The sequence below is a fragment of the Microbacterium sp. USTB-Y genome (genome assembly GCF_023703415.1).
Taxonomy (GTDB): Bacteria; Actinomycetota; Actinomycetes; order Actinomycetales; family Microbacteriaceae; genus Microbacterium.
In genome coordinates this window covers 65,096-90,237 of record NZ_JAGMTU010000008.1, presented here as the reverse complement: position 1 = coordinate 90,237, position 25,142 = coordinate 65,096, and the positions used below count along the sequence as shown (strand labels likewise).

Genomic DNA, 25,142 nt, shown 5'->3' with positions numbered 1-25,142 from the left:
ATCAGCCCTTCAGCGCGCCGGAGGTGAGGCCGCGCGCGAATGACCGCTGGAACAGCAGGAACACGATCACCGAGGGGGCGAGCGCGAGCAGCGAGGCCGCCATGATGACACCGGGCGTGACCTCGGGGTCGATGCGCAGGGTGCGCAGCGCGAGCGGCAGCGTGTAGGTCGCGTTGCTCGTGGAGACGAGCAGGGGCAGCAGGTACTGGTCCCAGATCATCGTGAACCCGAACACCCCGACCACGCCGAGGGCCGGCTTGCACAGCGGCACGATGATCTGCGCGAACACGCGGAGCTCTCCGGCGCCGTCGATGCGCGCGGCCTCCTCGAGCTCGATCGGCACGTCCTTCATGAACTCGGTCATCACGAGGATCGAGAACGCCCAGGCGCCCAGCGGCACGATCATGCCGGCGAGCGTGCCCATGAGGTTGATGTGCACGACCGGCAGATCCGAGAGCAGGATCGACAGGGGCAGGGCGAGGATCTCCTCGGGCAGCATCATGGTCGCGAGGATCGCGACCATGACCAGGGCCGAGAAGCGGAACCGCTTGCGGGCCAGGGCGTAACCAGCGAGCACCGAGACGACGACCTGCAGCAGCAGGCCGAAGCCGACGACGAAGAACGAGTTCGCGAGGTACTTCAGCACGCCGTAGTCGATCGCGATGCCGAAGTTCGAAAGCGTCGGCCGGCTGGGGATCACGCTGAGCTCGGTCGGGTCGGAGACCTCGCTGAACGCGCCCACGAGCAGGGCGATCAGCGGTCCCGCGAAGAGGACCGCGACCACGGCGTACAGCACGACCTTGACGGCGATCGCGAGGGGCGTGCGGCTCTCGGTGAGTCCGAGGGCGGTGTCGGTGCCGGCGCTCATGCGTCCTTCCTCCTGCGGGTGATGAGCTGCACGAAGACCGTCAGCACCAGCGTCGCGAGGAACAGCAGCACCGCGCCGGCCGAGCCCACGCCGAGCTTGCCCTGTTCCAGGCCGAGTTTGTAGAGCAGGGTCATGACGACCTCGGTGGCGCCGTTCGGGCCGCCGTTGGTCATCAGGAACACCTCGGTGAACACCCGGAAGCCGCGCACCGCGGCCAGGATGAAGAGGATCGTGAACACCGGGCGCAGGCCGGGCAGCGTCACGTGCAGGATCCGCTGCCAGCGGTTCGCGCCGTCGACCGTCGCCGCCTCGTACAGGCCGCGGTCGATGCCGGCGAGCCCGGCGAGGATGATCATCATGTCGTACGGGGCGCCGCGCCAGATCCCCATCACCATGATGGATCCCATCGCGGTGCTCGGATCGTTGATGTACTCGCTCGGGCCGAGGCCGACGAACCCGATGATCGAGTTCAGGAAGCCGTCGGCGGCGGGGTAGTACATGATCCGCCAGAGCTCCGCGATGACCGCCATCGGCACGACCACGGGAAGGAAGGCGGCCGAGCGCAGGAACGAGAGCTTCCGGGTCTGGCCCTCGAGCAGCAGAGCGAGCAGGAAGCCGACGCCGAGGCTGCCGGCGGTCTGGCCGAGGGCGAGGACGAGGGTGTTGATCGTCGCATCGCGGAAGTCCGTCGACGACAGGATCGTCTGGTAGTTCGCGAGCCCGACGAACTCGTTGCCCAGGTAGGGGCGGACGTTCTCCACCGACATCGAGACGGCCTGCACCATCGGGATGTAGCGGAACACGAGGAAGAGCAGCAGGGCGGGGGCGAGGAACACCCACGGGATCCACCACTTCCCCTGCGTGCGCCGCCGGCGGCGCCGAGCCGGCGACGGGACCAGCAGGGCCTCCGTCGCCGTGCTCGCCGCCGAAGCCGGACGTGCGGTGTCCACGATGTCCATGGTCACTTCTTGAGGATCCCCTGCGTGAGCAGTTCGGCGGTGAGCTTGCCGTCGAGGTCGGACAGCTCCGAGGTCAGATCGAGCGAGCAGTCGGCCAGGAGCGCGTTCACCGTGTCGGCGGTCATCTGGCGCACCGGCGTCCAGCTCGGGATGTTCGGCGCGTAGCGGCCGCTCTCCTGATAGGCGGTGGCGAACGTCTCCCAGCGGGCGTCGTCGCGCACGTCGGAGACCTTGACGGTCTCGTTCACGGGCAGCTGCACGCTGAAGGTGCCGTTCGTGCCCTCCATGCCGGCCTTCTGCGCGTCGGCGCCGATGTACCAGTTCGCGAAGGCGTCCTGACCCTTCTGGTTCTCGGATCCGGCCATGAGGTAGATCGCACCGCCCTCGGCGAGCACCGTGGCGTCCTTCGGACCCTTCGGGGCCGGGACGACCTCGTACTTGTCCGCGCCGAGGGACTTGTCGAACCGGGGCATCATGTACGGCCCGGTCAGGTACATGCCCGCGACCCCGGTCTCGAAGGCCTCGTTCGTCGGCGGGGTGTCCATGCTGACGGCGCCGGGCTGCACGACCTTGGCCTCGCACTGCAGTCCGCGGAACCACTCCATGGCCTTGACCGAGGCGGGGTCGCTCATCGCGGGGACGTAGCCGTTGCCGGACTTCTTGATGAAGTCGCCGCCCGCGGCCCAGAGGAAGTTCGAGAAGTACCACGAGGCGTAGCCGCGCTTGGTCGAGGCCGGCACGGCGAGGCCGTAGGTGTCGGCCTGGCCGTCGCCGTCGGGATCCTGGGTGGTGAACGCCTTCGCGACCGTCTCGAGCTCGTCCCAGGTCTTCGGCGCCTGCAGGCCGAGCTTCTGCAGCCAGTCGCTGCGGATGAGCAGGGCGTTCGCCTGTGCCGAGTAGGGGATGGCGTAGGTCTTGCCGTCGGTCGCCTTGCCGGCGGCGGCGGCCTGGGGCGTGAGATCCTTCGCGTTGGCGACGCTCTTCGTGTCGACCTCGCGCACGATGCCCTGTGTGTGCATCGTGCCCAGCTGGCTGATGTCGTTCATGACGATGTCGGGCAGATCCTTCTGCCCCGCCCGCTGGGCGAGCTTGGTCTCGAAGTCGTCGAAGATCGCCGTGAGCTCGGCCTTGTAGCCGGTCTTCTTCTCGAAGGCCTCGACCATGGCCTTCTGCGCCGCCTCGCTCGGGCTGCCCGGGGTGGTGCGGATCCAGATCTCCAGCGTGGACTTCTCGTTCTGGGGCGCCTCGCCCTTGCCGCCCGAGGCGGTGCTCGAGCAGCCCGCGAGGGCGAGCGTGGCGACACCGATCAGGGCGGCGGTGCGCAGGATTCTGCTGTGCATGGGGTTCTCCGTCAGGTTTGGCAAACGCTTGCCACTTTGCAAGACGTCGATGGCGAATCTAATGTAGGTCCGCAGACGCTGTCAATCATTCATCGGATGTTTCGCCCGGAGGGGCGGGCGGAGGGAGGCGGTATGGGCGAGCGGATGCGCGCGCGGCTGGTCATGGAGGAGGGGCGTCGCGACGACGTCTATCCGGACGACGTGCTGGCCATGATCGACGCTACCGTGATGCTGCAGCGGCCGTTCCTCACCGCGGCCGAGCTCGCGGCCCGGCCGGAGGCGCTGCACGACACCGAGCTGCTGCTGACGGGCTGGGGTGCTCCCGTGGTCGACGGCGCGCTGCTCGACCGTGCGCCGCATCTGCGCGGAGTGCTGCACGCGGCGGGCTCGGTGAAGCACATGATCGCGCCCGAGGCATGGGCGCGCGGGATCACGGTGGTCTCCGCCGCCGCGGCGAACGCCGACCCGGTGGCCGAGATCGCCGCGGCGCAGATCGTGCTGGCCGCCCGGGGCGTTCCTGCGGCCCGGCGCCGGTACGCGCAGGAGCGCAGCCGGTCCGCTGCCGCCGCCGCTGCGGGCGCCCGCGGGCGCACCGTCGGCCTCGTGGCGCTGGGCGAGATCGGGCGCAGGGTCGCGGAGCGCCTGCGCGACAGCGGCCTGCGGCTGATCGCGGCGGATCCGTTCGCGGACGCCGAGTCCGCGGCCCGGGCGGGGATCGAGCTGGTCGAGCTGGAGGAGCTGTTCGCCCGGGCCGACGTGGTGAGCCTGCATGCCCCGCTGCTGCCGGCCACGACCGGGATGATCGACGCCGGGCTGCTGCGCCGGATGCCGCACGGCGCGACGCTCGTGAACACCGCCAGGGGCGGCCTCGTCGACGAGGGCGACCTCGTGGCGGTGTGGCACGAGCGCCCGGACCTCACGGCGCTGCTCGACGTGACGGTGGACGAGCCGCCGGTGGCCTCCTCGCCGCTGTGGACGCTCGAGAACGTCGAGCTCACGCCGCACGTGGCCGGATCCATGGGCGAGGACCGCGCGGCGATGGGGCGCCTCGTCGCGGCCGAGCTGCGCCGCTGGACCGACGGCGAGCCGCTGCGGCACCGGGTCGACCCGGCGTCGCTCGACCGGATCGCCTGAGCGGATCCGGAGCCTCGGGCGCGGGTCGCTCGACCGGACCGCTTGAGCGGGTCCGGAGCCTCGGGCCCCGGGTGCGGTTGGCAACCGATTGCCTCGCTCTCCTGGCGCCTCGGGACCCGCTCGGCGGCCTGCCTTCTCGGCTCCGGTCGCAGAAAATGTCGTTCCGAGGGCGGGAAAGCGACAGATTCTGCGACCTGAACGGGGACGGGGGCGACGGGAGGCGTAGCGGGACGGGCTGCGACGCGAACGGGGCGGGGGGACAGGCCGGATCCGGTCGCGCGTCATGGGCACTGCGCAGCCGGTCGACGGGAACTATGCTCGGGGCATGACCCCGGAAAGCCCTTCCCTGCACGCCGGCTCCGGCGGGGCCCACGCGGCCACGCTCCAGGACGTGGCGCGCGAGGCCGGTGTCTCGCTGGCCACGGCCTCGCGGGTGCTGAACGGCTCGGCGCGCAAGGTCGCCGAGGACTTCCGGGAACGCGTGGAACGCGCCGCCGACTCCCTCGGCTACACCCCGAACGTGTCGGCCCAGGCGACCGCCCGCGGACGCTCCCCGGTCATCGCACTGTTGGTCGCCGACATCGCCGACCCCTATTTCGGCCAGATCGCGGCCGGCGTCGCGCGCGGCGCCGACGAGCGCGGCCTCGTCGTCACGATCTCGATCACCGAGCGCGATCCGGAGCGCGAGAACCGGATCCTGCGCGCCCTCCGCGGACAGCGGCCGCAGGGACTCATCCTCGCGGCCTCCCGCGCCGACCGCACCGGCGAGGCGGGGGCGGCGGATCCTGCAGACGCCGAGCTCGAGGCCTTCTCCCGCTACGGCGGCCGGGTGGTCGCGTTCGGCGAGCGCCCCGGCGACGGTTCGGGAACGCGGGCGATCACGATCGACAACGCGGGCGGGGCCGAGGAGCTCGGCCGGCGCATGGCGGCGCTCGGCTACCGGTCCGCGATCGGGATCGGCGCGGCCGAGGGCGTGCGCACGTCCGACGATCGCCTGAACGGGTTCGCCCGCGGGTTCGCGGCGGGCGGGGGCGAGATGTCGCGGATCCACCGGGGCGACTTCCGGCGGGAGTCGGGCACGGCCGCGATGGCAGCGGCGCTCGCCGAAGGCGTGGAGCCCGGCACGCTCGTGTTCGGCATGAGCGACGTCGTCGCGCTCGGGGCGATGTCCGCGATCCGCGCGGCGGGCCGCGCAGTCGGCGCCGACATCGCGGTCTGCGGCTTCGACGACGTCTCGGCGAGCGGGGACGTGACGCCCGCGCTCACCACCGTGCGGGTGCCGCTCAACGACGCCGGGTACCAGGCGTTCCGCGCCATCGTCGACGACGACTGGACCCAGGCCCCGCTGCCGGTCGAGGTGATCGTGCGCGGCAGCACCCCCGGGCTGTGACCGCTCGTGAGATGACCGCGCTTCGTCTTGCTCGGACTGCGGTCGTGCTCGCTCGACGACCCCGAGGGCGCCAGCGAGGCCGTTGAGCGAAGACCCCGAAGGCGACGGAGACGAGACGCGCTGCAGTGAGGCGACTCCCGCCCCGGGGCGTCAGCCGCCGAGCGCGGCGCTCACGACCGCCCGGGCCTCCTCCTGCACGCGGGCGAGGTGCTCGGGACCGAGCAGAGACTCGGCGTAGAGCTTGTACACGTCCTCCGTGCCGGAGGGGCGCGCGGCGAACCAGGCGTGCTCGGTCTGCACCTTGAGGCCGCCGATCGCCGCGCCGTTGCCGGGCGCGTGCGAGAGCTTCGCCGTGATCGGCTCGCCCGCGAGCTCGGTCGCGGTGACCGACTCCGGCGACAGCCTGCCGAGCGTCGCCTTCTGCTCGGGCGTCGCGGGCGCGTCCACGCGCTGGTAGGCGGAGGCGCCGAACGCCTCCTCGAGCTCGCGGTAGCGCTCCGACGGGGTCTTGCCGGTGACGGCGATGATCTCCGCGGCGAGGAGGCAGAGCAGGATCCCGTCCTTGTCGGTCGACCAGACGGATCCGTCCTTGCGCAGGAACGACGCGCCGGCCGACTCCTCGCCGCCGAACGCCACCGATCCGTCGAGCAGCCCCGGCACGAACCACTTGAACCCGACCGGGACCTCGAGCAGACGCCGGCCCAGCGACTCGGCGACCCGGTCGATGATCATCGACGACACCAGCGTCTTGCCGATCGCGGCGTTGCGGTCCCAGCCCTCGCGGTGCGAGAACAGGTAGTCGATCGCGACGGCGAGGTAGTGGTTCGGGTTCATCAGCCCGGCGTCGGGGGTGACGATGCCGTGGCGGTCGGCGTCGGCGTCGTTGCCGGTCAGCACGTCGTAGTCGCCCTTCTTCGCGACGAGCGACGCCATCGCGGAGGGGGAGGACGGATCCATCCGGATCTTCTCGTCCCAGTCCAGCGTCATGAACCGCCAGGTGGGGTCGACCTCGGGGTTGACCACGGTGAGGTCGAGGCCGTGCATCTCGGCGATGAGCGCCCAGTACTCGACCGATGCGCCGCCCAGCGGGTCCGCCCCGATCCGGACGCCGGCCCGCTTGATCGCGTCGACGTCGATGATCGACGGCAGGTCGCGCACGTAGCTGTCGCGGAAGTCGTAGGTGCCGAGGGATCCGGCGTCGATGTCGGCGAAGCGGGTGCGCTTGACGCCCGCCAGCCCCTGCTCGATGAGCTCGTTGGCGCGGTTCGCGATCCAGCCGGTCGCGTCGGTGTCAGCGGGACCGCCGTGCGGCGGGTTGTACTTGAAGCCGCCGTCGCGCGGCGGGTTGTGCGACGGGGTGACGACGATGCCGTCGGCGCGACTCGGCTCGTCGGCGGCGCGGTCGCGGTTGTAGGTGAGGATGGCGTGGCTGAGCGCGGGCGTGGGCACCCAGGCGTCTCGGGAGTCGACGAGCACGTCGACGCCGTTCGCGACGAGCACCTCGATCGCGCTGCGCTCCGCCGGACGGCTGAGCGCGTGCGTGTCGCGGCCCAGGAAGAGGGGGCCGGTGATGCCCTGCGCGTCCCGGTAGTCGACGATCGCCTGGGTCGTGGCGAGGATGTGCTGCTCGTTGAAGCTGCCGCTCAGGGACGATCCGCGATGCCCGCTCGTGCCGAACACGACCCGTTCCGTCGGGACGGACGGATCCGGGATCCGGTCGTAGTAGGCGGCGATCAGCTCGTCGACGTCGATCAGGTCGCTTTCCTCCGCGGGGAGGCCGGCACGGCTCGTCATGGGGATAGTCTGCCCCGCCGGGCCCCCGAGCGCATCATCGTTTCAGGGCGGGGCGCACGGCGCCCGGATCCGGTCGGATCACCGGATCGGATCCGGCTCTGCGTCGTCCATCCGGGACGGGACGGGCGGCGTCCGCGTCATCGACCCGAACCGGGAGCGCACCCCGGACTAGGCTGAACGCCGTGACCGATGCCGCCTCCGCCCGCCGCACCTACAGCTACCTCGGGCCCGCGGGCACCTTCACCGAGGCGGCGCTGGACCAGGTGCCCGAAGCCCGCGGGCAGGAGTGGCGCGCCGTGCACAACGTCGGCGAGGCGCTCGCGGACGTGCTCGAGGGGCGCAGCGACGCGGCGATGATCGCGATCGAGAACTCGGTCGAGGGCGGTGTCACCACCACGCTCGACGCCCTGGCCACCCTCCCCGGTCTGCGGATCGTCGGCGAGTACCTCGTCAAGGTCGACTTCGTTCTCGTGGCGGCCCCCGGGAAGCGACTGGAGGACGTGACGGTCGTCGCGGCGCATCCCGTCGCCTACGCGCAGTGCTACGGGTGGCTCGGCGAGCACCTCCCGCGTCATCAGCATGTGCCCGCGGCGAGCAACGTCGCCTCGGCGCTCGGGATCCTCGACGGATCCCTGCCGGCGGATGCCGCCATCGCCGCCCCCGGCGTCGTGCAGCACCACGAGCTCGAGCTTCTGGCCGACGGCATCGGCGACAACGACAACGCCGTCACCCGGTTCGTGCTGGTCGCCCGCACCGTAGCTCCGGCGCCGCCGACCGGCGCCGACAAGACGTCGCTCATCGTCGAGCTCCCGGAGGACCACGCCGGTGCGCTGCTCGAGCTGCTGGAGCAGTTCTCCACCCGCGGCATCAACCTGTCGCTGCTGCAGTCGCGCCCGATCGGCGACGAGCTGGGGCGCTACCGATTCGTGCTCGACGCCGACGGGCACATCCAGGACGAGCGCATGGCCGACGCGCTGCTCGGCATCCGCCGGTTCAGCCCGCGCGTCGTCTACCTCGGCTCCTACCCCCGCGCCGACCGTCGCATCGTGCAGTACCCGGAGCGGTACGCCGACGACGTGTTCGTCGAGGCCAGGGACTGGCTGCGGGCGCTCGTGAGCGGCGAGCCCGAGGCATAGGCCGGGCGCTCGCGGGCTGCTCGGGCCGTCGGTCTGTCGGGCTGCTCGGGTTGCGGGGCCGTCGGTCTGCCGGGGGCGCGGACGTTCTGCAGGGAGGGCCCGACGATATGCAGGGCCACGGACCGGATCCGACCGCGAAACCGACATAATCCGCCGCGTCCGGCCGGGTGGCTCCTGCAGAACGGCAGGGGCGTCCTGCACAACGGCGCGGGTCGACGGTCGCCCGGCGCCGGGCGCCGTCGCCCATGCGGGGCTCAGCCCGCGAGCAGCTCCAGTGTCTGCGTACGACCCGGCGTGCGGTCGGGATCCTCGGCGGCGAAGGAGCCGGCGACGGGGGAGACCATGATCTCGTCGACGCCGTGCTGCGCCGCGAAGGCCTCGAGGTCGGCGCGAACGGTCGCGCCGTCGCCGACGAACCAGTTCGCGAGCGCGGCGGCGTGGATCTGCTCCTCCTGCGGATCCGGCGCGGCGGCGAGCGCGGCCGTGGCCTGCTCCACGGTCTCCAGAGCGGTGAGCGGACGGTTCAGGCGCAGGCGCGCCATCATCCGCAGCTGGGGGATCGCGCGCTCCGCGGCCTCCTCGGCGGTGGGCGCCGCGACGACGTTCGCGGTGAGGAAGGTGCGCGGCTCGGGGTGCGCCTCGGTGGGGCGGAAGCCCTCGCGGTACAGGGCGAGGGCGCGGTCGAGGCCCTGGCCGGAGAAGTGGTTCGCGAACACGTACGGCAGGCCGAGCGACGCCGCAAGCTGCGCGGAGTAATCGCTGGATCCGAGCAGCCACACCTCGGGAGCGCCGGTCGCGGCGGGCGTCGACCGCACCGCGTACTCGCCGCCGGACGTGAACTGCACGGTCGCGCCGTCGGGCTGCAGCATGAGGGCGATGTCCTGCACGTGGTCGGGGAACCGCTCCACGTCGCCGGCGGTGCCGGACGCCCGCAGGAGCTGGGTGATCACGGGGTCGCTCCCGGGGGCGCGGCCGATGCCCAGGTCGACCCGGCCCGGGGCGATCGCCTCGAGGGCGGCGAACTGCTCGGCGACGATGAGCGGCGCGTGGTTCGGCAGCATCACCCCGCCGGATCCGACCCGGATCCGCGACGTGCGGGCCGCGGCCGCTGCGATGAGCACCGGCGGCGCGGTCGAGGCGACCGCGGGCATGTTGTGGTGCTCGGCGAACCAGTACCGGCGGTAGCCGAGGTCGTCGGCGCGGGCGGCGAGGGCGAGCGACGCCGACACCGCCTGGGCACTGGACTGCCCGGTGCGGACGGGGACGAGGTCGAGGACGGAGAGCGCGAGAGAAGACATCCCTGAGGGCAACGCGACGGAGGTCCGGTGCATTCCGGGCCTGCGACCGGAGGCGAGCGTCGAGGGACAGGGTCGCGGGTCGGTTCGGGCCTTCCGGGGTGGGGGCGTCGGGAGGGGGCGCCCCGTGCCCGGCGCATAACTCAGGCTGCAGCTGGCGGAGTGAGCCCGGACGGGCGGAAACGCCGGCTATCGAGCGGCGCCGGCCTGAATTGTGCGAGCGCGCAGGAGACGACGGCCCCCGGAAGGGTCGTGAGCGGTGCCCGACGGCACGCGACAGCGCCGCGACAGAGGCGCGAAAGCGGCGCCCCGGTAGCCTGACCGCATGGACGCCGAGATCTTCTACGTGCTGGTCGGATCCGTCATCGTCGCGGCGGTCGCCCGCTGGCGGGGCTGGCCCGCGCCCCTGCTGGTCACGGTGGTGGCGCTCGCCGTGTCGTTCATCCCGGCCGTGCCGAACCTCCGCATCGACGGGCATGTGCTGCTGACCCTGGTGCTGCCGCCGCTGCTGTACTCGGCGTCGTTGGACGTGTCGTTCGTGAGCTTCCGCCGCAGCCTGCCCCAGATCCGTCGGCTCGGCATCGGCCTGGTCGTCGTGACGACGGCCGCGGTCGGGCTCGTCGCGTGGCTGATCATGCCCTCGCTCACCCTGCCCGGGGCCCTGCTCCTCGGTGCGATCGTCGCCCCGCCCGACGCCGTCTCCGCCGCCGCGATCGGTCGCCGGCTCGGGCTGCCGCGCCGCGTGATGACGGTGCTCAGCGGCGAGAGCCTCATCAACGACGCGACCTCGCTCACGCTGTACCGCGTGTTCGCCGCGATCGTGGCGGGCGCGACGGTGGCCCTGGGCGGGGGCATCGGCCAGTTCGCCGTCGCGGTCGTCGTCGGGGTCGTGATCGGGGTGGTCGCCGGACTCGCCATGCATCAGTTGCGCATGCGGATCTCGGATCCGGTCGTGATCGGCACGTTCGGACTGCTCGCGCCGTTCGGCGTCTACGCGATCACCGAGCACCTCCAGGGATCCGGTGTGCTCGCGGTCGTCGCGATGGGGCTCGTCGTCGGCTACAACGCACCCCGCACGAGCTACGCGACCCGGATGCAGGAGGCGCCGATCTGGCTGTCGGCGGACTTCCTGCTGGAGTCGTTCGTGTTCGGCTACATCGGGTTGCAACTGCCGCCCGTCCTCGCCGAGCTCGGCGCGACGCAGGTCGGGGGCGTGCTGTGGCTCTCCGCCGGGGTCTTCGTCGTGGTGCTGCTGGTGCGGCCGCTGTTCGTGTACCCGGCCTCGGCCTGGGGCGAGTTCTGGTCGCGACTGAAGTTGCGGCAGTTCGAGAGGGCCCTCGCATCCGGCGAGTTCCAGAAGCGGTCCGATGCCGTGGCGGAGAAGCAGCGGCGCCGGGGCCGGAGCGCCCGACGCCCGAGCGAGGAGGAGCTGCGCGAGCGCTTCCGGGAGTCGCAGCTGAGCTGGCGCGACAACGCGGTGATCTCCTGGGCCGGAATGCGCGGAGTGGTGACGCTCGCCACGGCGCTCGCCGCAGCCGACCTCGCCGGGCTCGAGACGGAGGCGGCGCATGCGATCGTCGTCGTCGCGTTCCTGGTGACCGTGGGCACGCTGCTGCTGCAGGGGCTGACGCTGCCGCTGCTGATCAAGGGCCTGGGCGTCGCCGATGTGTCGGACGAGGAGGAGGAGGACCGGCGCCAGCTGGCCCAGGTGCGGGCGCGCACCCGCGACGCGGGCAAGGTCTTCCTCGACGAGAAGCGCACGGCGTGGGAGCGGACCCACGGGGCGGCATCGCTGGGCTGGTTCGACCGGTTCGCGCAGCGGTTCACCCGCGTCGAGCGCGACACCGCGCAGGGGCAGCGCGATGAGGACAGCATGCCGCGGCCGAGCCGGGACGAGCTCGTCGGCCTGTCGAAGGGGTGGTTGCAGGTGCGCCGTGACGTGCTCATCTCCGAGCGCGACGCGGGCACGCTGAACGAGGAGGTCATGCGCGAGCTGATCCACGCGATGGACGCGGAGGAGCTTGCGCTGGACACCCGGATGGCGACGGGTCCCGCGGAGCGCTGACCCGTGCGGGGCGCGTGAGAGCTGGCAGGGGATCCGCTCCCGTCGCGAAGAACGTCGTTCCGGGCGGGAGATGACGACATCTTCTGCGACGGGAAGGCCCAGGAGCGCCCGCCGGACCCGCTTCGGGTCGCCGGACGGGCGGAGGGATCTCGTCGCCCGCGCTGAAGCGACGAGGCCCTCGGATCCCGAGACGGGATCCGAGGGCCTCGAGCGGTGAACCGGGATCAGCGGGCCGCGACGGCCTCCGCATCGGCGGATCCGGTCGACGTCGCGGCGTCGTCCGTCGCGCCGGCGGCGTCGTCCGCGGCGTGTGCGTCCTCGTCCTCGATGTCCTCGGCGAACGGCAGCCCGTTGCGCGGCGCGTTGTAGAGGTCGAGGTCGAGGATCCCCTCGCGCTTCGCGACGATCGTCGGCACGAGGGCCTGCCCTGCGACGTTGACCGCGGTGCGGCCCATGTCGAGGATCGGGTCGATCGCGAGCAGGAGGCCGACGCCCTCGAGCGGCAGACCCAGGGTCGACAGGGTGAGGGTCAGCATCACGATCGCGCCGGTGGTGCCGGCGGTCGCGGCGGATCCGACCACCGAGACGATCACGATCAGGATGTACTGCATCAGGTTGAGCTGGATGCCGAAGAACTGGGCGACGAAGATCGCGGCGATGGCCGGGTAGATCGCGGCGCAGCCGTCCATCTTGGTGGTGGCGCCGAGCGGCACGGCGAACGAGGCGTAGCCGCGGGGCACGCCGAGGTTGCGCTCGGTGACGCGCTCGGTGAGGGGCAGGGTGCCGATCGAGGAGCGGCTCACGAAGCCGAGCTGCACCGCCGGCCACACGCCCGTGAAGTACTGCTTGATGGACAGGCCGTGCGTCTTCACCAGGATCGGGTAGACGACGAACAGCACGAGCGCGAGGCCCAGGTAGATCGCGCCGGCGAACCAGGCGAGCGAGGTGAGCTTGTCCCAGCCGTAGTTGATGACGGCGGATCCGATGAGGCCGAAGGTGCCGATCGGGGCGATGCGGATGATCCACCAGAGCACGCGCTGGATGACCTTGAGCAGCGACTCGGTGAACACGAGGAACGGCTCGGCCTTGCGGCCGGCCTTGAGCGCGGCGATGCCGACGACGGCGGCGACCACGATCACCTGGAGGATGTTGAAGTTCACCGAGGAGACGAACGTGCCCTCGGCCTCACCCGGGTTCGTGCTGACCGCGAGGCCGAGGAAGTTCTGCGGGATCAGGCCCAGCAGGAAGTTCCACCAGGTGCCCTGCGTGGGCACGGTGCCCTTCACGAGGTCGGTGCCGGCGTGCGCGCCCGGCTGGATGGTGATGCCGAGCACGATGCCGATGGAGACGGCGATGAAGGCGGTGATCGCGAACCAGAGGATGGTCTGCCCGGCCAGGCGGGCGGCGTTCTGCACCCGGCGCAGGTTCGAGATGCTCGCGACGATCGCCGTGAAGATGAGGGGCACCACGGCCGCGCGCAGCAGCGTCACGTAGGAGCCGCCGATCTTGTCGAGCGTGTCGGACAGCACCGTGTGGTTGTCGTGCGTGGCGCCGAGCTGACGGCCGAGCAGGCCCACCGCCACGCCGAGCACGAGCGCGGCGATGATCTGGAAGCCGAACGACGTCAGCAGCTTGCGGACGGGACCGCGGGTGTCGGGCGCCTTGGGGCGCCGGGCGGTCCCTTCGGACCGGGGGCTGGATGCGGTGGTGCTCATGGAGACTCCTGGGGAAGGCGTGCCGGGCGCGCCGGAAGGGCGTCGACGCTGGGGGCGTCGGGGCGGCGCGATGATGCGCCTGATGTGTCAACGCTATGCATCCGCTGGTATTCCGGGCGCGGGTGTGACGAAGGATGACGGGCGGGGCGAAGTCGCCCGCGACGGGCGCGTGGACCCGTGTCCCTGCCGCGGGCGGCATCCGTGACGCTCGTGCCGCGGGGTCAGCTCGCCCGGCGGCGCCGGTCCGTCGTCGAGGTCGGGAACATCTCGACCGTGACGTCCTCGAGGAAGTAGCCCGCCGGGGTCTTCAGCGTCTCGGCGATGCGCACCAGGGTCTGCACGTTCGGCAGCGCGCGTCCGGCCTCGTAGGCGCGCACGTTCGACGAGTCGATGTCGCTGAAGGCCGCGAGCTGGTCCTGCGTCATCGTCGAGGATTCCCGTGCCAGGCGGATCCGGGCCCCGATGTGGGCGGCAGCGGCGGACGGGATTCGGGGCACCCTTCCAGCGTCGGGACTGTCCGCGACTTGTGCCAGGGTTAATACGCCCGGGCATAAGTACCCATTTCGGATCCGGCCCGGATCCGACGGGGATCCGAGTCGAGAATGGGCTGCGGGCGCGGGGGCATACCGAGATATCGCTAGGATGCTGGGTGCGCCGGAACCCGACGGCCGCAGCCGCCGTCGACGCGAAGGACTCCGATGACCGACAGCCCGGCACGCCCCTCTTCCCGTGCGCTCCCGTCTGCCCGTGCGCTCCCGCGTCGCTCCGTTCTGCGGGCGGCGGCCTGGGGCGCCCCCGTCATCGCCGCGGCCGTCGCGGCCCCGCTCAGCGCGGCGAGCGGCGGCGCCCTCGACGCCTCGGGCGTCGTCCTCACCTTCACGGGGCCCCAGTGGAGCTCGGAGTTCCGCCTGAGCGGCGCGCTGCGGCTGCCGGCTCCCGCCTCGGCGTCGACGACCGTGTCGGCGACGATCACCTGGCAGGGGACCGGATCCAACTCCGCGGCCCAGGGGCTCTATCTCTACAAGGGCAACATCGTCGGCGGCGATGCCGGGATCGTCGGATGGACGACGACGACCGGTGCCGCCGACGACCAGCTCCACAGCACCTTCGTCTTCGAGACCGTGATCGGCGCCGGGAGCACGCAGACGCCGGTCGTCTCGAGCTACGACGGATCCACCGCGAACGGCTTCATGTACGGCGCGGAGACCCCGCACGACGGGACCGCGTACTGGGACGGTGTGATCACCATCCGGTTCTCGGCCCCGGGATTCACCGACGCCGTGCTGACGGTGCCCTACGTCCAGTAGCCGTCGGTCGCGGACTCAGTTCACGCAGGGCACGTTGCCCGACTGCAGCGGCGACGACGAGTCGGTGTAGACCGGGTGCGGCGCGCCCGTCGATCCCGGAGTGCCGGAGGAGCCCGCGTCGGATCCGGACGACGATGACGACGACGGCGAGGGGGACGGCGCCGCCGTCGGCGTCGGCGGGTTCAGCAGGTCGTGCACCTGGGCGCGGATCGCATCGAGGTCGACGATGTTCACGTCCTGGCCGTCGACCGTGTCGAAGTGGTCGATCGGGAGCGTGACGAAGGAGATGTTGCCGCCGGCGAGGCTCTGCGCCTGCTGGGCGAACGACAGCAGATCCAGCTGGTCGTCCATCGCCACGTCCTTCTTGGCGACGTCGATGAGCTTCTGCAGCTTGCCGAAGTCGGTGAAGGTCGACGCCTGCTTGAGCTTGACCGCCAGCGACACCATGAACGCCTGCTGGCGGCGGGTGCGATCCAGATCCGTCATGTCGAAGTCGCTCGAGGTGGTGTCGCGGCGCTGGCGCACGAAGGCCATCGACTGCGCGGCGTTGAGCTCCTGCACGCCGGCCGGGAAGTCGGCTCCCGAGAACGTGTCGGCGGTGGCGTGGTTCAGACACACCGTGATCGGCTGCACGGCCTCGGCCACCTCGTAGAACGCCGCCATCGTCACCTCGACGAAGTGGTCGATCCGCACTCCGCCGAGGAACGCCGAGACCGTCTTGATCGTGCTCTGCCGTGCCGCCGTGCGCGACTGCTGGTAGGCGTCGGCCTCGGAGACCCCCTTGTCCGCGAGGTTCTGCAGCGAGGCGTTCATGGCGTCGCCGTAGGCCTCCTTGATCTTGCCCTTGTCCACGCCGCCGGGGGAGTCGGGGAAGTCCACGTAGTCGTCGCGGGGGATGGAGATCCCCACGGCCTTGCCGCCGTTAGCCGGGATGTGGATCAGCATGAGCACGTTCGTGTTGTACCCGCCGACCGAGGCGTCCTCCGCATGGATCTGGTCGTAGATCGCCTGGGGGAACGGATTGCCGTTCTCGTCCACGCGGCTGTCCAGTCCCATGATCAGGATGTTCGACTCGCCGGTGTTCTGCTTGGGGCCGGTCAGGCCGGCGATCGACGAGCGGCGGATCCCGTTGTTCGCATCGGCGTAGGTGATGACGACGAACGCCGCGGCCGCGATGAGCGCCAGGACGATCACCGCGATGATCCCCACGATCCAGCGTCGGCGTCGGTACATGCGGCGCCGGGCGGCGTGCTGGGGGCTTGTCATCATCGTCCGGATCCGTTCCTGTCGGGGGCGAAGCCCCTCGCAGGGCCTCGACGATCCTCCGTCGGCCACCTGTGCGGATTCCGGGAGAGGGGGATGCGCGGGGTCCGTGCGGCGTGTCACGATGAGCGCATGTTCATGGTGACGACGAACGACGTGCCCGGCTACCGCGTGACCCAGGTGCTCGGCGAGGTGATGGGCCTCACCGTGCGATCCACGAACTTCGGGCAGGGGTTCACGGCCGGCTTCCGCGCCCTCGGCGGCGGCGAGATCCCCGAGTTCACGAAGCTCATGTACGAGAGCCGCTACGAGGTGATGAACCGGATGTGGGCCGAGGCGGTGCAGCGCGGGGCCAACGCCGTGATCGCGATGCGCTTCGACTCCGGCTCGCTCGGCAGCTTCAGCGAGATGTGCGCCTACGGCACCGCGGTGCTGATCGAGCCGATCGCCGGTGCCGCGCCGGCCCCGGCGCAGCCCGCCGCGCCGCCGGCCCCGCCCGTGGCCTGACGAGGGCCAATTCAGAGGAGCGTTGCAACTTTGAAGGATGGATCCGGCGGGATTCTCCTTCATAGTTGCAACCGTCCTGCGTTCTTGGCACGAACCCGGGACTTCGCCGCGCTCGCTCAACGACCCCGCGTGGACGTCAGCCGACGGCGAACATCGGCATACGGCCCTCGCCCGGTCGTTACTCTCGATGTATCCGGCACGGAGTGTGCCATCGCCCTCTCCGGGCAACGAACAAGGAGTGACATGTTCGAGAGATTCACAGACCGAGCCCGTCGTGTCGTCGTCCTCGCCCAGGAAGAGGCGAAGATGCTCAACCACAACTACATCGGCACCGAGCACATCCTCCTCGGCCTCATCCACGAGGGCGAGGGAGCCGCGGCCAAGGCGCTGGAGTCGCTCGGCATCTCCCTCGAGTCCGTGCGCGAGCAGGTGCAGGACATCATCGGCCAGGGGCAGCAGCAGCCGACCGGCCACATCCCCTTCACGCCGCGCGCGAAGAAGGTGCTCGAGCTGAGCCTGCGCGAGGCGCTGCAGCTGGGCCACAACTACATCGGCACCGAGCACATCCTCCTGGGCCTCATCCGCGAGGGCGAGGGCGTCGCCGCGCAGGTGCTCGTCAAGCTCGGTGCCGACCTGAACAAGGTGCGCCAGCAGGTCATCCAGATGCTCTCCGGATCCCCGGGGCGCGAGCCCGCCGCCGTCTCCGGCGCCGCGCACGACAGCAGCCAGCAGCAGGCGCAGGGCGGGTCGCAGGTGCTCGACCAGTTCGGGCGCAACCTCACCCAGGCCGCGCGCGACAACAAGCTCGACCCGGTGATCGGGCGCGAGAAGGAGATCGAGCGGGTCATGCAGATCCTCTCCCGCCGCTCCAAGAACAACCCCGTGCTGATCGGCGAGCCCGGCGTCGGCAAGACCGCCGTCGTCGAGGGCCTCGCCCAGGCGATCGTGAAGGGCGACGTCCCGGAGACGCTGAAGGACAAGCAGCTCTACTCGCTCGACCTCGGATCCCTCATCGCCGGATCCCGTTACCGCGGCGACTTCGAGGAGCGCCTGAAGAAGGTGACCAAGGAGATCCGCACCCGCGGCGACATCATCGTCTTCATCGACGAGATCCACACCCTCGTGGGTGCGGGTGCCGCCGAGGGCGCGATCGACGCCGCGAGCATCCTGAAGCCGCTGCTCGCCCGCGGCGAGTTGCAGACGATCGGCGCGACGACGCTCGACGAATACCGCAAGCACTTCGAGAAGGACGCGGCCCTCGAGCGCCGCTTCCAGCCGATCCAGGTGCAGGAGCCCAACCTCCCGCACACGATCAACATCCTGAAGGGCCTGCGCGACCGCTACGAGGCGCACCACAAGGTGCAGATCACCGACGGCGCCCTCGTGGCCGCGGCGAACCTCGCCGACCGCTACGTCGCCGACCGGTTCCTGCCCGACAAGGCCATCGACCTGATCGACGAGGCCGGCGCCCGCCTGCGCCTGTCGATCCTGTCGTCGCCGCCGGAGCTGCGCGAGTTCGACGAGAAGATCGCGAAGGTGCGCGAGGAGAAGGAGCTCGCCTCCGAGGAGCAGGACTTCGAGAAGGCCGCCTCCCTGCGCGACCAGGAGAAGGAGCTGCTCGCCGAGCGGCTGCGCCTGGAGAAGCAGTGGCGCGCCGGCGACGTCGCGACCAACGCGGTCGTCGACGAGGGCCTGATCGCCGAGGTGCTGGCCCAGGCCACGGGCATCCCGGTGTTCAAGCTCACCGAGGAGGAGTCCAGCCGCCTCGTCTTCATGGAGAAGGCGCTGCACCAGCGCGTCATCGGCCAGGAGGAGGCGATCGCCGCCCTGTCCAAGACGATCCGTCGCCAGCGTGCGGGCCTCAAGGACCCGAAGCGCCCCTCGGGCTCGTTCATCTTCGCCGGCCCCACGGGCGTCGGAAAGACCGAGCTCGCCAAGGCGCTCGCCGAGTTCCTCTTCGACGACGAGGGCGCGCTGATCTCGCTCGACATGTCGGAGTTCGGCGAGAAGCACACCGTCTCGCGGCTGTTCGGAGCCCCTCCCGGGTTCGTCGGCTTCGAGGAGGGCGGCCAGCTCACCGAGAAGGTGCGCCGCAAGCCGTTCTCCGTGGTGCTCTTCGACGAGATCGAGAAGGCCCACCCGGACATCTTCAACTCGCTGCTGCAGATCCTCGAAGAGGGCCGCCTCACCGACGGCCAGGGTCGCGTCATCGACTTCAAGAACACCGTGATCATCATGACGACGAACCTCGGTTCGTCGGCGATCGCCGGTGGTCCCGTCGGCTTCCAGATCGAGGGCAACTCGCAGACGACCTACGAGCGCATGAAGGGCAAGGTGGACGAGGAGCTCAAGCGCAACTTCAAGCCCGAGTTCCTGAACCGCCTCGACGACGTCATCGTGTTCCCGCAGCTGAACAAGGATGAGCTGCGTCAGATCGTCGGCCTGTTCACGAAGCGTCTGTCCGACCGTCTGCTGGACCGCGACATGACGGTCGAGCTGACGGACGCCGCGAAGGACCGCCTCATCGAGATCGGCTTCGACCCGACGCTCGGCGCCCGTCCGCTGCGTCGTGCGATGCAGCGCGAGGTCGAGGACCAGCTGTCCGAGAAGATCCTGCACGGCGAGCTCAACCCGGGCGACCACGTGCACGTGGACGCCGTGGACGGGACCTTCGTCTTCACCACGGGGCCGCGCGGCGAGAAGGTCTCAGTCGGCGTCAACACCGCCGGCACGATCCCGACCACGCCGGATCTCGCGGCGGGCGCGGCCTGATCGGATCCGGATCCCACGAAGAAGGGGGACGAGCACCTCGGTGCTCGTCCCCCTTCTCGTGTGTGGCCGCAGTGTTGCGCGCGCCCGCCGTTCTCAATTCAGGCCGGATCACGGCTCGTGCGGCTCTATCGGTGTTTTCTGCCCGTGCGGGGCCCGGCCGGCCTGAATTGCGCGCGCGGACGGCGCAACCCGACGGCGCGCGCGGGCGGCGCGACCCGGCGGCGCAACCCGACGGGGAGGCGAACCGGATGCTCTGTCCGGTTCCGGATCCGCTCAGCGGATCCGTGCAGTGGAGGGCCGGCGGCGGCTCCGTGCGGAACGACGCGGGCGGTGCTTCGTCTCGGACGCGGGTGCGCCGAGGGACTCCAGCGCGCTGCGCGCGGCGGAGAGGGACGGGTAGCTGCCGAGACGGCGGCTGTGCCGATCGTGCAGGACGTGGGTCGTGCCGTCGACGGCCACGAAGCCGGCGTACTCGCCGTCCGTGGTCGCGACGTAGACGTCGTGATCGGCCTGTTTCCAGGTGATGTTCATGGTGTTGCTTCTTCGTGCTGTCCGGCGGCGCGCGGCAGCCGGGAAAGTCGGACCCCGTCTGGACGCGCGAGAACGCATCGGTGCGATTCGCGGATGTCACTCCGGACGGGTGGATCCTGAGATCGCTCTCGGGATCGGGCGGCGCGGCACCGAAGAGACGTCGGCAGGCCAGGCGCGCAATCCATCACCATAGCAGATCCGCCGCCCGCCCCGCAGCTCGCCGGCTCTCGCACCGCCGTCGCGCCGCACGACACGGTGTCGGAGAGGGGCGTCGCGCCTTGCTCCTCCGCGACGGGGAGGGCGGGGCCGGGCGTCGAATACCATCGCCGTGGCAGCATTCGACGAGGAGGACGGAGACGGCGATGGCACGGTGGGACATCGAGGGCATCGACGGGCTGATCTTCTCGGATGGATGGCGTCCGGGCGCCGGTGGCGCGCAGCCGATCGTGTCCCCCGGGGACGGCGGCGTCGTGGCGCACGCGGGTATCGCCGACGAGTCCGACGTCGAACGGGCGGGAGCGAGCGCCGCGGCGGCCCAGGCCGAGTGGGGGCGCACGTCGTACCGCACCCGCGCCGACGTGCTCCTGGGCGCGGCGGCCGCGCTGCGGGAGATCCGCGCGGAGGTCGAGCATGTCCTCATCCGGGAGAGCGGATCCCTGCCCGGCAAGGCCTCCCACGAGGTGGACAAGGCCGTCGACGAGCTCGTCGCGGCGGCGGGGCTCGTCACGATGTCGCAGGGCGACCTGCTGCCGGTCGAGGATCCCGCCACGATCGGGATGGCCCGCCGGATCCCCGTCGGGGTCGTCGGCGTCATCTCGCCCTGGAACGCTCCGCTCATGCTCGCGATCCGCTCGGTCGCCCCCGCGATCGCGCTCGGCAACGCCGTGCTCCTCAAGCCCGACGTGAAGACGGCGTTCTCCGGCGGCGCCGCGATCGCCGAGGTCTTCCGCCGTGCGGGGCTCCCCGACGGCGTGCTGCACGTGCTGCCCGGAGGCCCCGAGACCGGCGAGGCCGTGGTGCGCTCGCCGCACACCACCGTGATCTCCTTCACCGGCTCGTCCGCCGCCGGTCGTCGCGTCGGCGAGGTCGCCGGCGGCCTGCTCAAGCGCGTGGTGCTCGAGCTCGGCGGCAACAACGCCTTCGTCGTGATGGCCGATGCGGATCTGGACCGGGCGGTCGCCGCCGGCGTCGCCGGATCCTTCCGGCATCAGGGGCAGATCTGCATGGCCACGGGGCGTCATCTCGTGCACGAGAGCATCGCCGACGAGTACGTCGAGCGCCTGCGCGCCGCTGCGGCGGCCCTGGTGCCGGGCGACCCGCTCGCTCCGGGCACGACGCTCGGGCCGCTCATCACCGCGGCGCAGACCGAGCGCGTGCACGGCATCGTCCAGGCGGCGGTCGCCGACGGGGCCCGGGTCGTGCACGGCGGCGCGCATGACGGCCTGTTCTACGCGCCGACCGTGCTGGACGGCGTGGACCGGGACAACGCCGCGTTCCGCTCGGAGATCTTCGGCCCCGTCGCCCCCGTCACCCGGTTCCGCACCGAGGAGGAGGCCCTGGCGCTGGCCAACGCGAGCGACTACGGCCTCACGGCGGCGATCCACACGCGCGACGTCGCCCGCGCGCTCGGCTTCGCCGCGCGGCTGCGCGCCGGCATGGTGGCCGTCAACGGGCAGACGATCTACGACGCCGCGCACATCCCGATGGGCGGGATCGGCGCCTCCGGCAACGGCGGCCGGCACGGCGGCCACTGGAACCTGGACGAGTTCACCTACTGGCAGTGGGTGACCGTCCCCACGATCTCGGGCTGAGAGCCGGCCCGCGGGCGGAAGAGGGCGTGCTGCTCCGAGGGGGACGGCACGTCCTCCTTCGTCGTGTTCCGGAGGCGTGACGGGATCCGACATCGTGTCGGAATCGGCCGCCGACTTTCGCGCTCTCGGCACGTATCGTCGCGTTCCGGCCCGTCCCTAGCCTGGGATTCCGCATTCGAGGAGGAATCCGTGACCGCATCCGTGAAGAGCCCCCGCGCCCCCCTGCCGCCGCTCGGCGAGGACGAATGGCCCGAGGCCGTCGAGGTCCTCGTCATGGGCGGCGGACCGGTCGGCATGAGCTGCGCGATCCTGCTCGCCCAGCGCGGGATCGACGTGCTGCTCGTCGAGCGGCGCGACTTCGTGTTCCGCTTCCCCCGCGCGCACCTGCTCAACCCGCGGACGATGGAGGCGTTCCACGACATGGGCGTCGCGGACGACATCTATGCGGCGACCCCCACGCACGACCGCTGGCGCAAGGCCGTCTGGTACACGACCGCGACCGGGCCGGGGCGCTTCGACGGGCTCAAGATCGGCGAGGTGCCGGCGTGGGGCGGCGGACCCGACGCCGAGCGCTACCGGGCCTCGAGCCCGCGGGCGTTCGCGAACATGCCCCAGCTGCGGCTCGATCCCCTCATCCACCGGCACGCGGTCGCGGCGGCGCCGGGCCGGATCCGCGCGAAGCAGGAGGTGATCGGGATCCGTCAGGACGCGGATTCCGCGACGGTCGAGATCCGCGACGTGGTCTCGGGCGAGGTCCGCGAGGTGCGGGCCCGCTACGTGATCGCGGCCGACGGCGGACGCGACAGCGCGGCCCTGCTCGGGGTCGAGCTGGAGGGGCCGAGGGACATGCGCGAGGTGGTCAACTACCACGTGAGCCTCGACCTCTCGGCCTGGCCGGAGCCGGACGCGCTGCTCGGCCACTTCCTGCACCCGGCGGGCGGGGCGCGGCGGCGCGGCACGATCCAGGCGCTCGGCCCCACGCACTACGACCGCGACTCCGAGGAATGGCTGGTGTCGGTCGCGGGCTGGATGGTCGAGGGCGACCCGGACGACGAGCAGGCGCTCTTCGACTCGATCCGCCGCATGCTCGGTCTCGCCGAGGACCACGGGATCACGATGCACTCGATGACGCGCTGGACCTACAACGGGCTGGTCGCGAAGCGGTTCCGCAGCGGCCGCGTGTTCCTCGCGGGCGACGCGGCGCACAAGCACCCGCCGACGGGCGGGCTGGGCCTGAACAGCGGGATCCAGGACGCGCAGAACCTGTGCTGGAAGCTGGCCGCGGTGCTGGACGGTCAGGCCCCCGATGCGCTGCTGGACAGCTATCAGGCCGAGCGCCGGCCGATCGTGGCCTGGTACACCGCGCACTCCCTCGAGAACGCGAACCGGCATCCCCCGATCGCCGCGGCGCTCGGCTTCAGCGAGGACGAGGCGGAGGGCTTCCGCAACCTCGAGGTGTTCGTGAGCGACACCCCCGAGGGGGAGGCGATGCGGGCCCGCGTCGAGGCCGAGGTCGCGCACAACGCGCACGACTACAGCCAGCTCGGCGTCGAGGCGGGGTTCCACTACGCGGCGGGCGCACTGGTGCCGGACGGCACGCCCGTGCCGGGCGACCCGGCCGACCCCACGGACTTCCAGGCGACGTCGCGACCGGGGCATCATCTGCCCCACGTCTGGCTGGCGAGCCGCACCGCGGACGGCGACGCCGTGTCCTCGCACGATCTCGTCGAGCGGGTGGGGCTGACCCTGCTCACCTCGGCGTCCGCCGCCGGCCGGTGGCAGGAGGCGGTCGACCTCCTCGGCGGAGCGCTGCCCGTCACCGTCGTCGCGATCGACGACGCCGACGACACCTGGAACGGCGCGCGGGAGATCGGCGACGACGGGGCGCTGCTCGTGCGTCCCGACCGCAAGGTCGCGTGGCGGTCGCCGGGCATGCCGGAGGATCCGTCGATGGTGCTCGACGACGCGCTCGCGATCGTCCTGCGCGGGGGCGACGTCCCCGCCGAGGACCCGGCCGAGCCCTTCCTGAAGCGCATCCGCGCCGCCGCGAGCGTGCTCGTGCAGTGACCTTCCGGGCCGCGGCTCCCGAACCGCGGCGCCTCGGGCGGATCCGATTCGGACACCGTGTCGGATCCGCCCGGGGGAGTTTCCCGCAGCCCGCCGATCCGCCCGGATGCGGCCTCTCATAGCGTCGAGACAGCGACGAAGCCCCGGCCCTCCGGACCGCAGAAGACTCAGAAGGAGCCCCCGTGATCATCGATGTCCACGGCCACATGTCCGCCCCGGACGCGTACTACGCGTGGAAGGCCTCGCTGCTCGCCGCGCGCGGCTCGCACGGCGGCAAGCCTCCGGTCATCAGCGACGACGCCCTCATCGCCTCGTACAACGCGCCGCATCCGAGCTTCGGGAACATCTCGCACCTCGACCACATCGACGGCGCGGGGATCGACCTGCAGCTGCTCTCGCCGCGACCGTTCCACGCGATGCACTCCGAGCGCCCGACGAAGATCGTCGAGTGGTTCACGGCCGAGACCAACAACCTCATCCACCGCGCGACGGAGCTCTTCCCCGGCCGCTTCCGGGGCGTCGCGGGGATCCCGCAGAGCCCGTATCTGAGCGTCGAGCAGTGGCTGCCCGAGCTGCGCCGCGCGGTCACCGAGCTCGGCTTCGTCGGCGCGATGGTCAACTCCGACCCCTACGAGGGCACCGAGGTGCCGCCCGCGATGGGCGAGCGCTACTGGTACCCGCTCTACGAGGCGCTCTGCGAGCTCGACGTGCCGATGCTGCTGCACTCGGCGGGATGCAAGTTCCCCTCTCGCGAGCCGTACAGCCTGCACTTCATCCAGGAGGAGACGGTCTCGGTCTGGAGCATGATCCAGGCGAACGTCTTCGCCGACTTCCCCGACCTCAAGGTCGTCGTCGCGCACGGCGGCGGGGCGATCCCGTACCAGATGGGCCGATTCCTGCCCTCGGTCGTGCGCACCGGCGTCTCCTACCTCGACAAGCTGCGCAACTTCCACTTCGACTCCTGCCTCTACACGCAGGAGAGCCTCGAGCTGCTCCTCAAGGCGGTCGGCACCGACCGCGTGCTCTTCGGATCCGAGAAGCCCGGCACCGGATCGCAGATCGATCCCGCGACCGGTCGCTGGTTCGACGACATCCACCTGCTCATCGATGACATCGAGTGGCTCGACGACGACCGTCGCGCCGACGTGCTCGAGAACAACGCGCGCGCCCTCTTCCGTCTCTGACGGC

19 protein-coding genes are annotated in these 25,142 nt (G+C 71.2%); 10 read left to right on the top strand and 9 right to left on the bottom strand.

Annotated features, from left to right (window positions below):
* Position 1: 1 nt before the first annotated feature.
* Genes J8G10_RS17410 through J8G10_RS17400 form a run of 3 tightly spaced genes read right to left on the bottom strand, consistent with a single transcriptional unit; the run spans position 2 to position 3,167 of the window.
* Complete coding sequence (locus J8G10_RS17410) at positions 2-868, bottom strand: carbohydrate ABC transporter permease (protein WP_251447954.1); 867 nt, start codon at positions 866-868, stop codon at positions 2-4.
* A complete protein-coding gene (locus tag J8G10_RS17405) occupies positions 865-1,827 on the bottom strand; it encodes a carbohydrate ABC transporter permease (RefSeq protein WP_251447952.1) in 963 nt (320 codons plus the stop codon). Before J8G10_RS17405 ends, J8G10_RS17410 begins: the two co-directional genes overlap by 4 nt.
* A 2-nt stretch (positions 1,828-1,829) precedes the next feature.
* Positions 1,830-3,167, bottom strand: coding sequence for a sugar ABC transporter substrate-binding protein (locus J8G10_RS17400; protein ID WP_251447949.1), 1,338 nt, complete (start codon positions 3,165-3,167; stop codon positions 1,830-1,832).
* Between the two features lie 132 nt (positions 3,168-3,299).
* Between J8G10_RS17400 and J8G10_RS17395 the strand changes: the two genes are divergently transcribed.
* Together J8G10_RS17395 and J8G10_RS17390 are read left to right on the top strand one after the other, a co-directional pair.
* Positions 3,300-4,301 carry a hydroxyacid dehydrogenase gene (locus tag J8G10_RS17395; protein ID WP_251447947.1) on the top strand — a complete coding sequence of 334 codons (1,002 nt, stop codon included), beginning with the start codon at positions 3,300-3,302 and terminating at the stop codon, positions 4,299-4,301.
* Between the two features lie 325 nt (positions 4,302-4,626).
* The gene (locus tag J8G10_RS17390; RefSeq protein ID WP_251447946.1) at positions 4,627-5,691 is read left to right on the top strand and encodes a LacI family DNA-binding transcriptional regulator; all 1,065 of its coding nucleotides are present in this window, start codon (positions 4,627-4,629) and stop codon (positions 5,689-5,691) included.
* A gap of 150 nt (positions 5,692-5,841) precedes the next feature.
* On the opposite strand, the gene pgm is transcribed toward J8G10_RS17390, so the two are convergent.
* Entirely contained in the window at positions 5,842-7,485 is a 1,644-nt protein-coding gene (pgm, locus tag J8G10_RS17385; protein ID WP_251447944.1) for a phosphoglucomutase (alpha-D-glucose-1,6-bisphosphate-dependent), read from the bottom strand.
* A gap of 182 nt (positions 7,486-7,667) precedes the next feature.
* Here pgm and pheA point away from each other — a divergent pair, with 182 nt between their 5' ends.
* Positions 7,668-8,621, top strand: coding sequence for a prephenate dehydratase (gene pheA / locus J8G10_RS17380; RefSeq protein WP_251447942.1), 954 nt, complete (start codon positions 7,668-7,670; stop codon positions 8,619-8,621).
* 254 nt (positions 8,622-8,875) lie between these two features.
* Here pheA and J8G10_RS17375 read toward each other — a convergent pair whose 3' ends face one another.
* Positions 8,876-9,919 (bottom strand): LLM class flavin-dependent oxidoreductase, encoded by a 1,044-nt coding sequence (locus tag J8G10_RS17375; protein WP_251447940.1) that lies wholly within the window; start codon positions 9,917-9,919, stop codon positions 8,876-8,878.
* 322 nt (positions 9,920-10,241) lie between these two features.
* On the opposite strand from J8G10_RS17375, the gene J8G10_RS17370 reads away from it, so the two are divergent.
* Complete coding sequence (locus J8G10_RS17370) at positions 10,242-11,981, top strand: sodium:proton antiporter (protein WP_251447938.1); 1,740 nt, start codon at positions 10,242-10,244, stop codon at positions 11,979-11,981.
* Between the two features lie 224 nt (positions 11,982-12,205).
* Here the strand turns inward: J8G10_RS17370 and J8G10_RS17365 are convergent, their stop codons facing one another.
* Positions 12,206-13,696, bottom strand: a complete 1,491-nt coding sequence (locus J8G10_RS17365; RefSeq protein ID WP_251447936.1) for a dicarboxylate/amino acid:cation symporter — start codon at positions 13,694-13,696, stop codon at positions 12,206-12,208.
* A 221-nt stretch (positions 13,697-13,917) separates the two neighbouring features.
* The gene (locus tag J8G10_RS17360) at positions 13,918-14,193 is read right to left on the bottom strand and encodes a helix-turn-helix domain-containing protein (RefSeq protein WP_292887479.1); all 276 of its coding nucleotides are present in this window, start codon (positions 14,191-14,193) and stop codon (positions 13,918-13,920) included.
* 201 nt (positions 14,194-14,394) lie between these two features.
* On the opposite strand from J8G10_RS17360, the gene J8G10_RS17355 reads away from it, so the two are divergent.
* Entirely contained in the window at positions 14,395-15,003 is a 609-nt protein-coding gene (locus J8G10_RS17355) for a hypothetical protein (protein WP_251447932.1), read from the top strand.
* Between the two features lie 15 nt (positions 15,004-15,018).
* Here J8G10_RS17355 and J8G10_RS17350 read toward each other — a convergent pair whose 3' ends face one another.
* Entirely contained in the window at positions 15,019-16,272 is a 1,254-nt protein-coding gene (locus J8G10_RS17350; protein ID WP_251447929.1) for an LCP family protein, read from the bottom strand.
* Positions 16,273-16,398: 126 nt separating this feature from the next.
* On the opposite strand from J8G10_RS17350, the gene J8G10_RS17345 reads away from it, so the two are divergent.
* Positions 16,399-16,773 carry a YbjQ family protein gene (locus J8G10_RS17345; protein WP_045249434.1) on the top strand — a complete coding sequence of 125 codons (375 nt, stop codon included), beginning with the start codon at positions 16,399-16,401 and terminating at the stop codon, positions 16,771-16,773.
* Positions 16,774-17,016: 243 nt separating this feature from the next.
* A complete protein-coding gene (locus tag J8G10_RS17340; protein WP_251447927.1) occupies positions 17,017-19,545 on the top strand; it encodes an ATP-dependent Clp protease ATP-binding subunit in 2,529 nt (842 codons plus the stop codon).
* A 273-nt stretch (positions 19,546-19,818) separates the two neighbouring features.
* On the opposite strand, the gene J8G10_RS17335 is transcribed toward J8G10_RS17340, so the two are convergent.
* The gene (locus tag J8G10_RS17335) at positions 19,819-20,076 is read right to left on the bottom strand and encodes a hypothetical protein (RefSeq protein ID WP_251447922.1); all 258 of its coding nucleotides are present in this window, start codon (positions 20,074-20,076) and stop codon (positions 19,819-19,821) included.
* 362 nt (positions 20,077-20,438) lie between these two features.
* Here J8G10_RS17335 and J8G10_RS17330 point away from each other — a divergent pair, with 362 nt between their 5' ends.
* From J8G10_RS17330 to J8G10_RS17320, 3 genes are all read left to right on the top strand, one after another.
* A complete protein-coding gene (locus J8G10_RS17330; RefSeq protein ID WP_251447919.1) occupies positions 20,439-21,887 on the top strand; it encodes an aldehyde dehydrogenase family protein in 1,449 nt (482 codons plus the stop codon).
* A gap of 189 nt (positions 21,888-22,076) precedes the next feature.
* Positions 22,077-23,954 carry an FAD-dependent monooxygenase gene (locus tag J8G10_RS17325; RefSeq protein ID WP_251447916.1) on the top strand — a complete coding sequence of 626 codons (1,878 nt, stop codon included), beginning with the start codon at positions 22,077-22,079 and terminating at the stop codon, positions 23,952-23,954.
* 182 nt (positions 23,955-24,136) lie between these two features.
* The gene (locus J8G10_RS17320; protein ID WP_233311180.1) at positions 24,137-25,138 is read left to right on the top strand and encodes an amidohydrolase family protein; all 1,002 of its coding nucleotides are present in this window, start codon (positions 24,137-24,139) and stop codon (positions 25,136-25,138) included.
* The last annotated feature ends 4 nt before the right edge of the window (positions 25,139-25,142 follow it).

What these genes read in the sequence shown, in the direction of transcription:
- J8G10_RS17370 (WP_251447938.1), top strand. Translation starts at nt 10,242, where the DNA reads ATGGACGCCGAGATCTTCTACGTGCTGGTCGGATCCGTCATCGTCGCG.
- J8G10_RS17405 (WP_251447952.1), bottom strand. Translation starts at nt 1,827, where the DNA reads ATGGACATCGTGGACACCGCACGTCCGGCTTCGGCGGCGAGCACGGCG.
- J8G10_RS17330 (WP_251447919.1), top strand. Translation starts at nt 20,439, where the DNA reads ATGGCACGGTGGGACATCGAGGGCATCGACGGGCTGATCTTCTCGGAT.
- J8G10_RS17395 (WP_251447947.1), top strand. Translation starts at nt 3,300, where the DNA reads ATGGGCGAGCGGATGCGCGCGCGGCTGGTCATGGAGGAGGGGCGTCGC.
- J8G10_RS17335 (WP_251447922.1), bottom strand. Translation starts at nt 20,076, where the DNA reads ATGAACATCACCTGGAAACAGGCCGATCACGACGTCTACGTCGCGACC.
- J8G10_RS17400 (WP_251447949.1), bottom strand. Translation starts at nt 3,167, where the DNA reads ATGCACAGCAGAATCCTGCGCACCGCCGCCCTGATCGGTGTCGCCACG.
- J8G10_RS17375 (WP_251447940.1), bottom strand. Translation starts at nt 9,919, where the DNA reads ATGTCTTCTCTCGCGCTCTCCGTCCTCGACCTCGTCCCCGTCCGCACC.
- pgm (WP_251447944.1), bottom strand. Translation starts at nt 7,485, where the DNA reads ATGACGAGCCGTGCCGGCCTCCCCGCGGAGGAAAGCGACCTGATCGAC.
- J8G10_RS17410 (WP_251447954.1), bottom strand. Translation starts at nt 868, where the DNA reads ATGAGCGCCGGCACCGACACCGCCCTCGGACTCACCGAGAGCCGCACG.
- J8G10_RS17355 (WP_251447932.1), top strand. Translation starts at nt 14,395, where the DNA reads ATGACCGACAGCCCGGCACGCCCCTCTTCCCGTGCGCTCCCGTCTGCC.
- J8G10_RS17390 (WP_251447946.1), top strand. Translation starts at nt 4,627, where the DNA reads ATGACCCCGGAAAGCCCTTCCCTGCACGCCGGCTCCGGCGGGGCCCAC.
- J8G10_RS17350 (WP_251447929.1), bottom strand. Translation starts at nt 16,272, where the DNA reads ATGATGACAAGCCCCCAGCACGCCGCCCGGCGCCGCATGTACCGACGC.
- J8G10_RS17365 (WP_251447936.1), bottom strand. Translation starts at nt 13,696, where the DNA reads ATGAGCACCACCGCATCCAGCCCCCGGTCCGAAGGGACCGCCCGGCGC.
- J8G10_RS17340 (WP_251447927.1), top strand. Translation starts at nt 17,017, where the DNA reads ATGTTCGAGAGATTCACAGACCGAGCCCGTCGTGTCGTCGTCCTCGCC.
- J8G10_RS17345 (WP_045249434.1), top strand. Translation starts at nt 16,399, where the DNA reads ATGTTCATGGTGACGACGAACGACGTGCCCGGCTACCGCGTGACCCAG.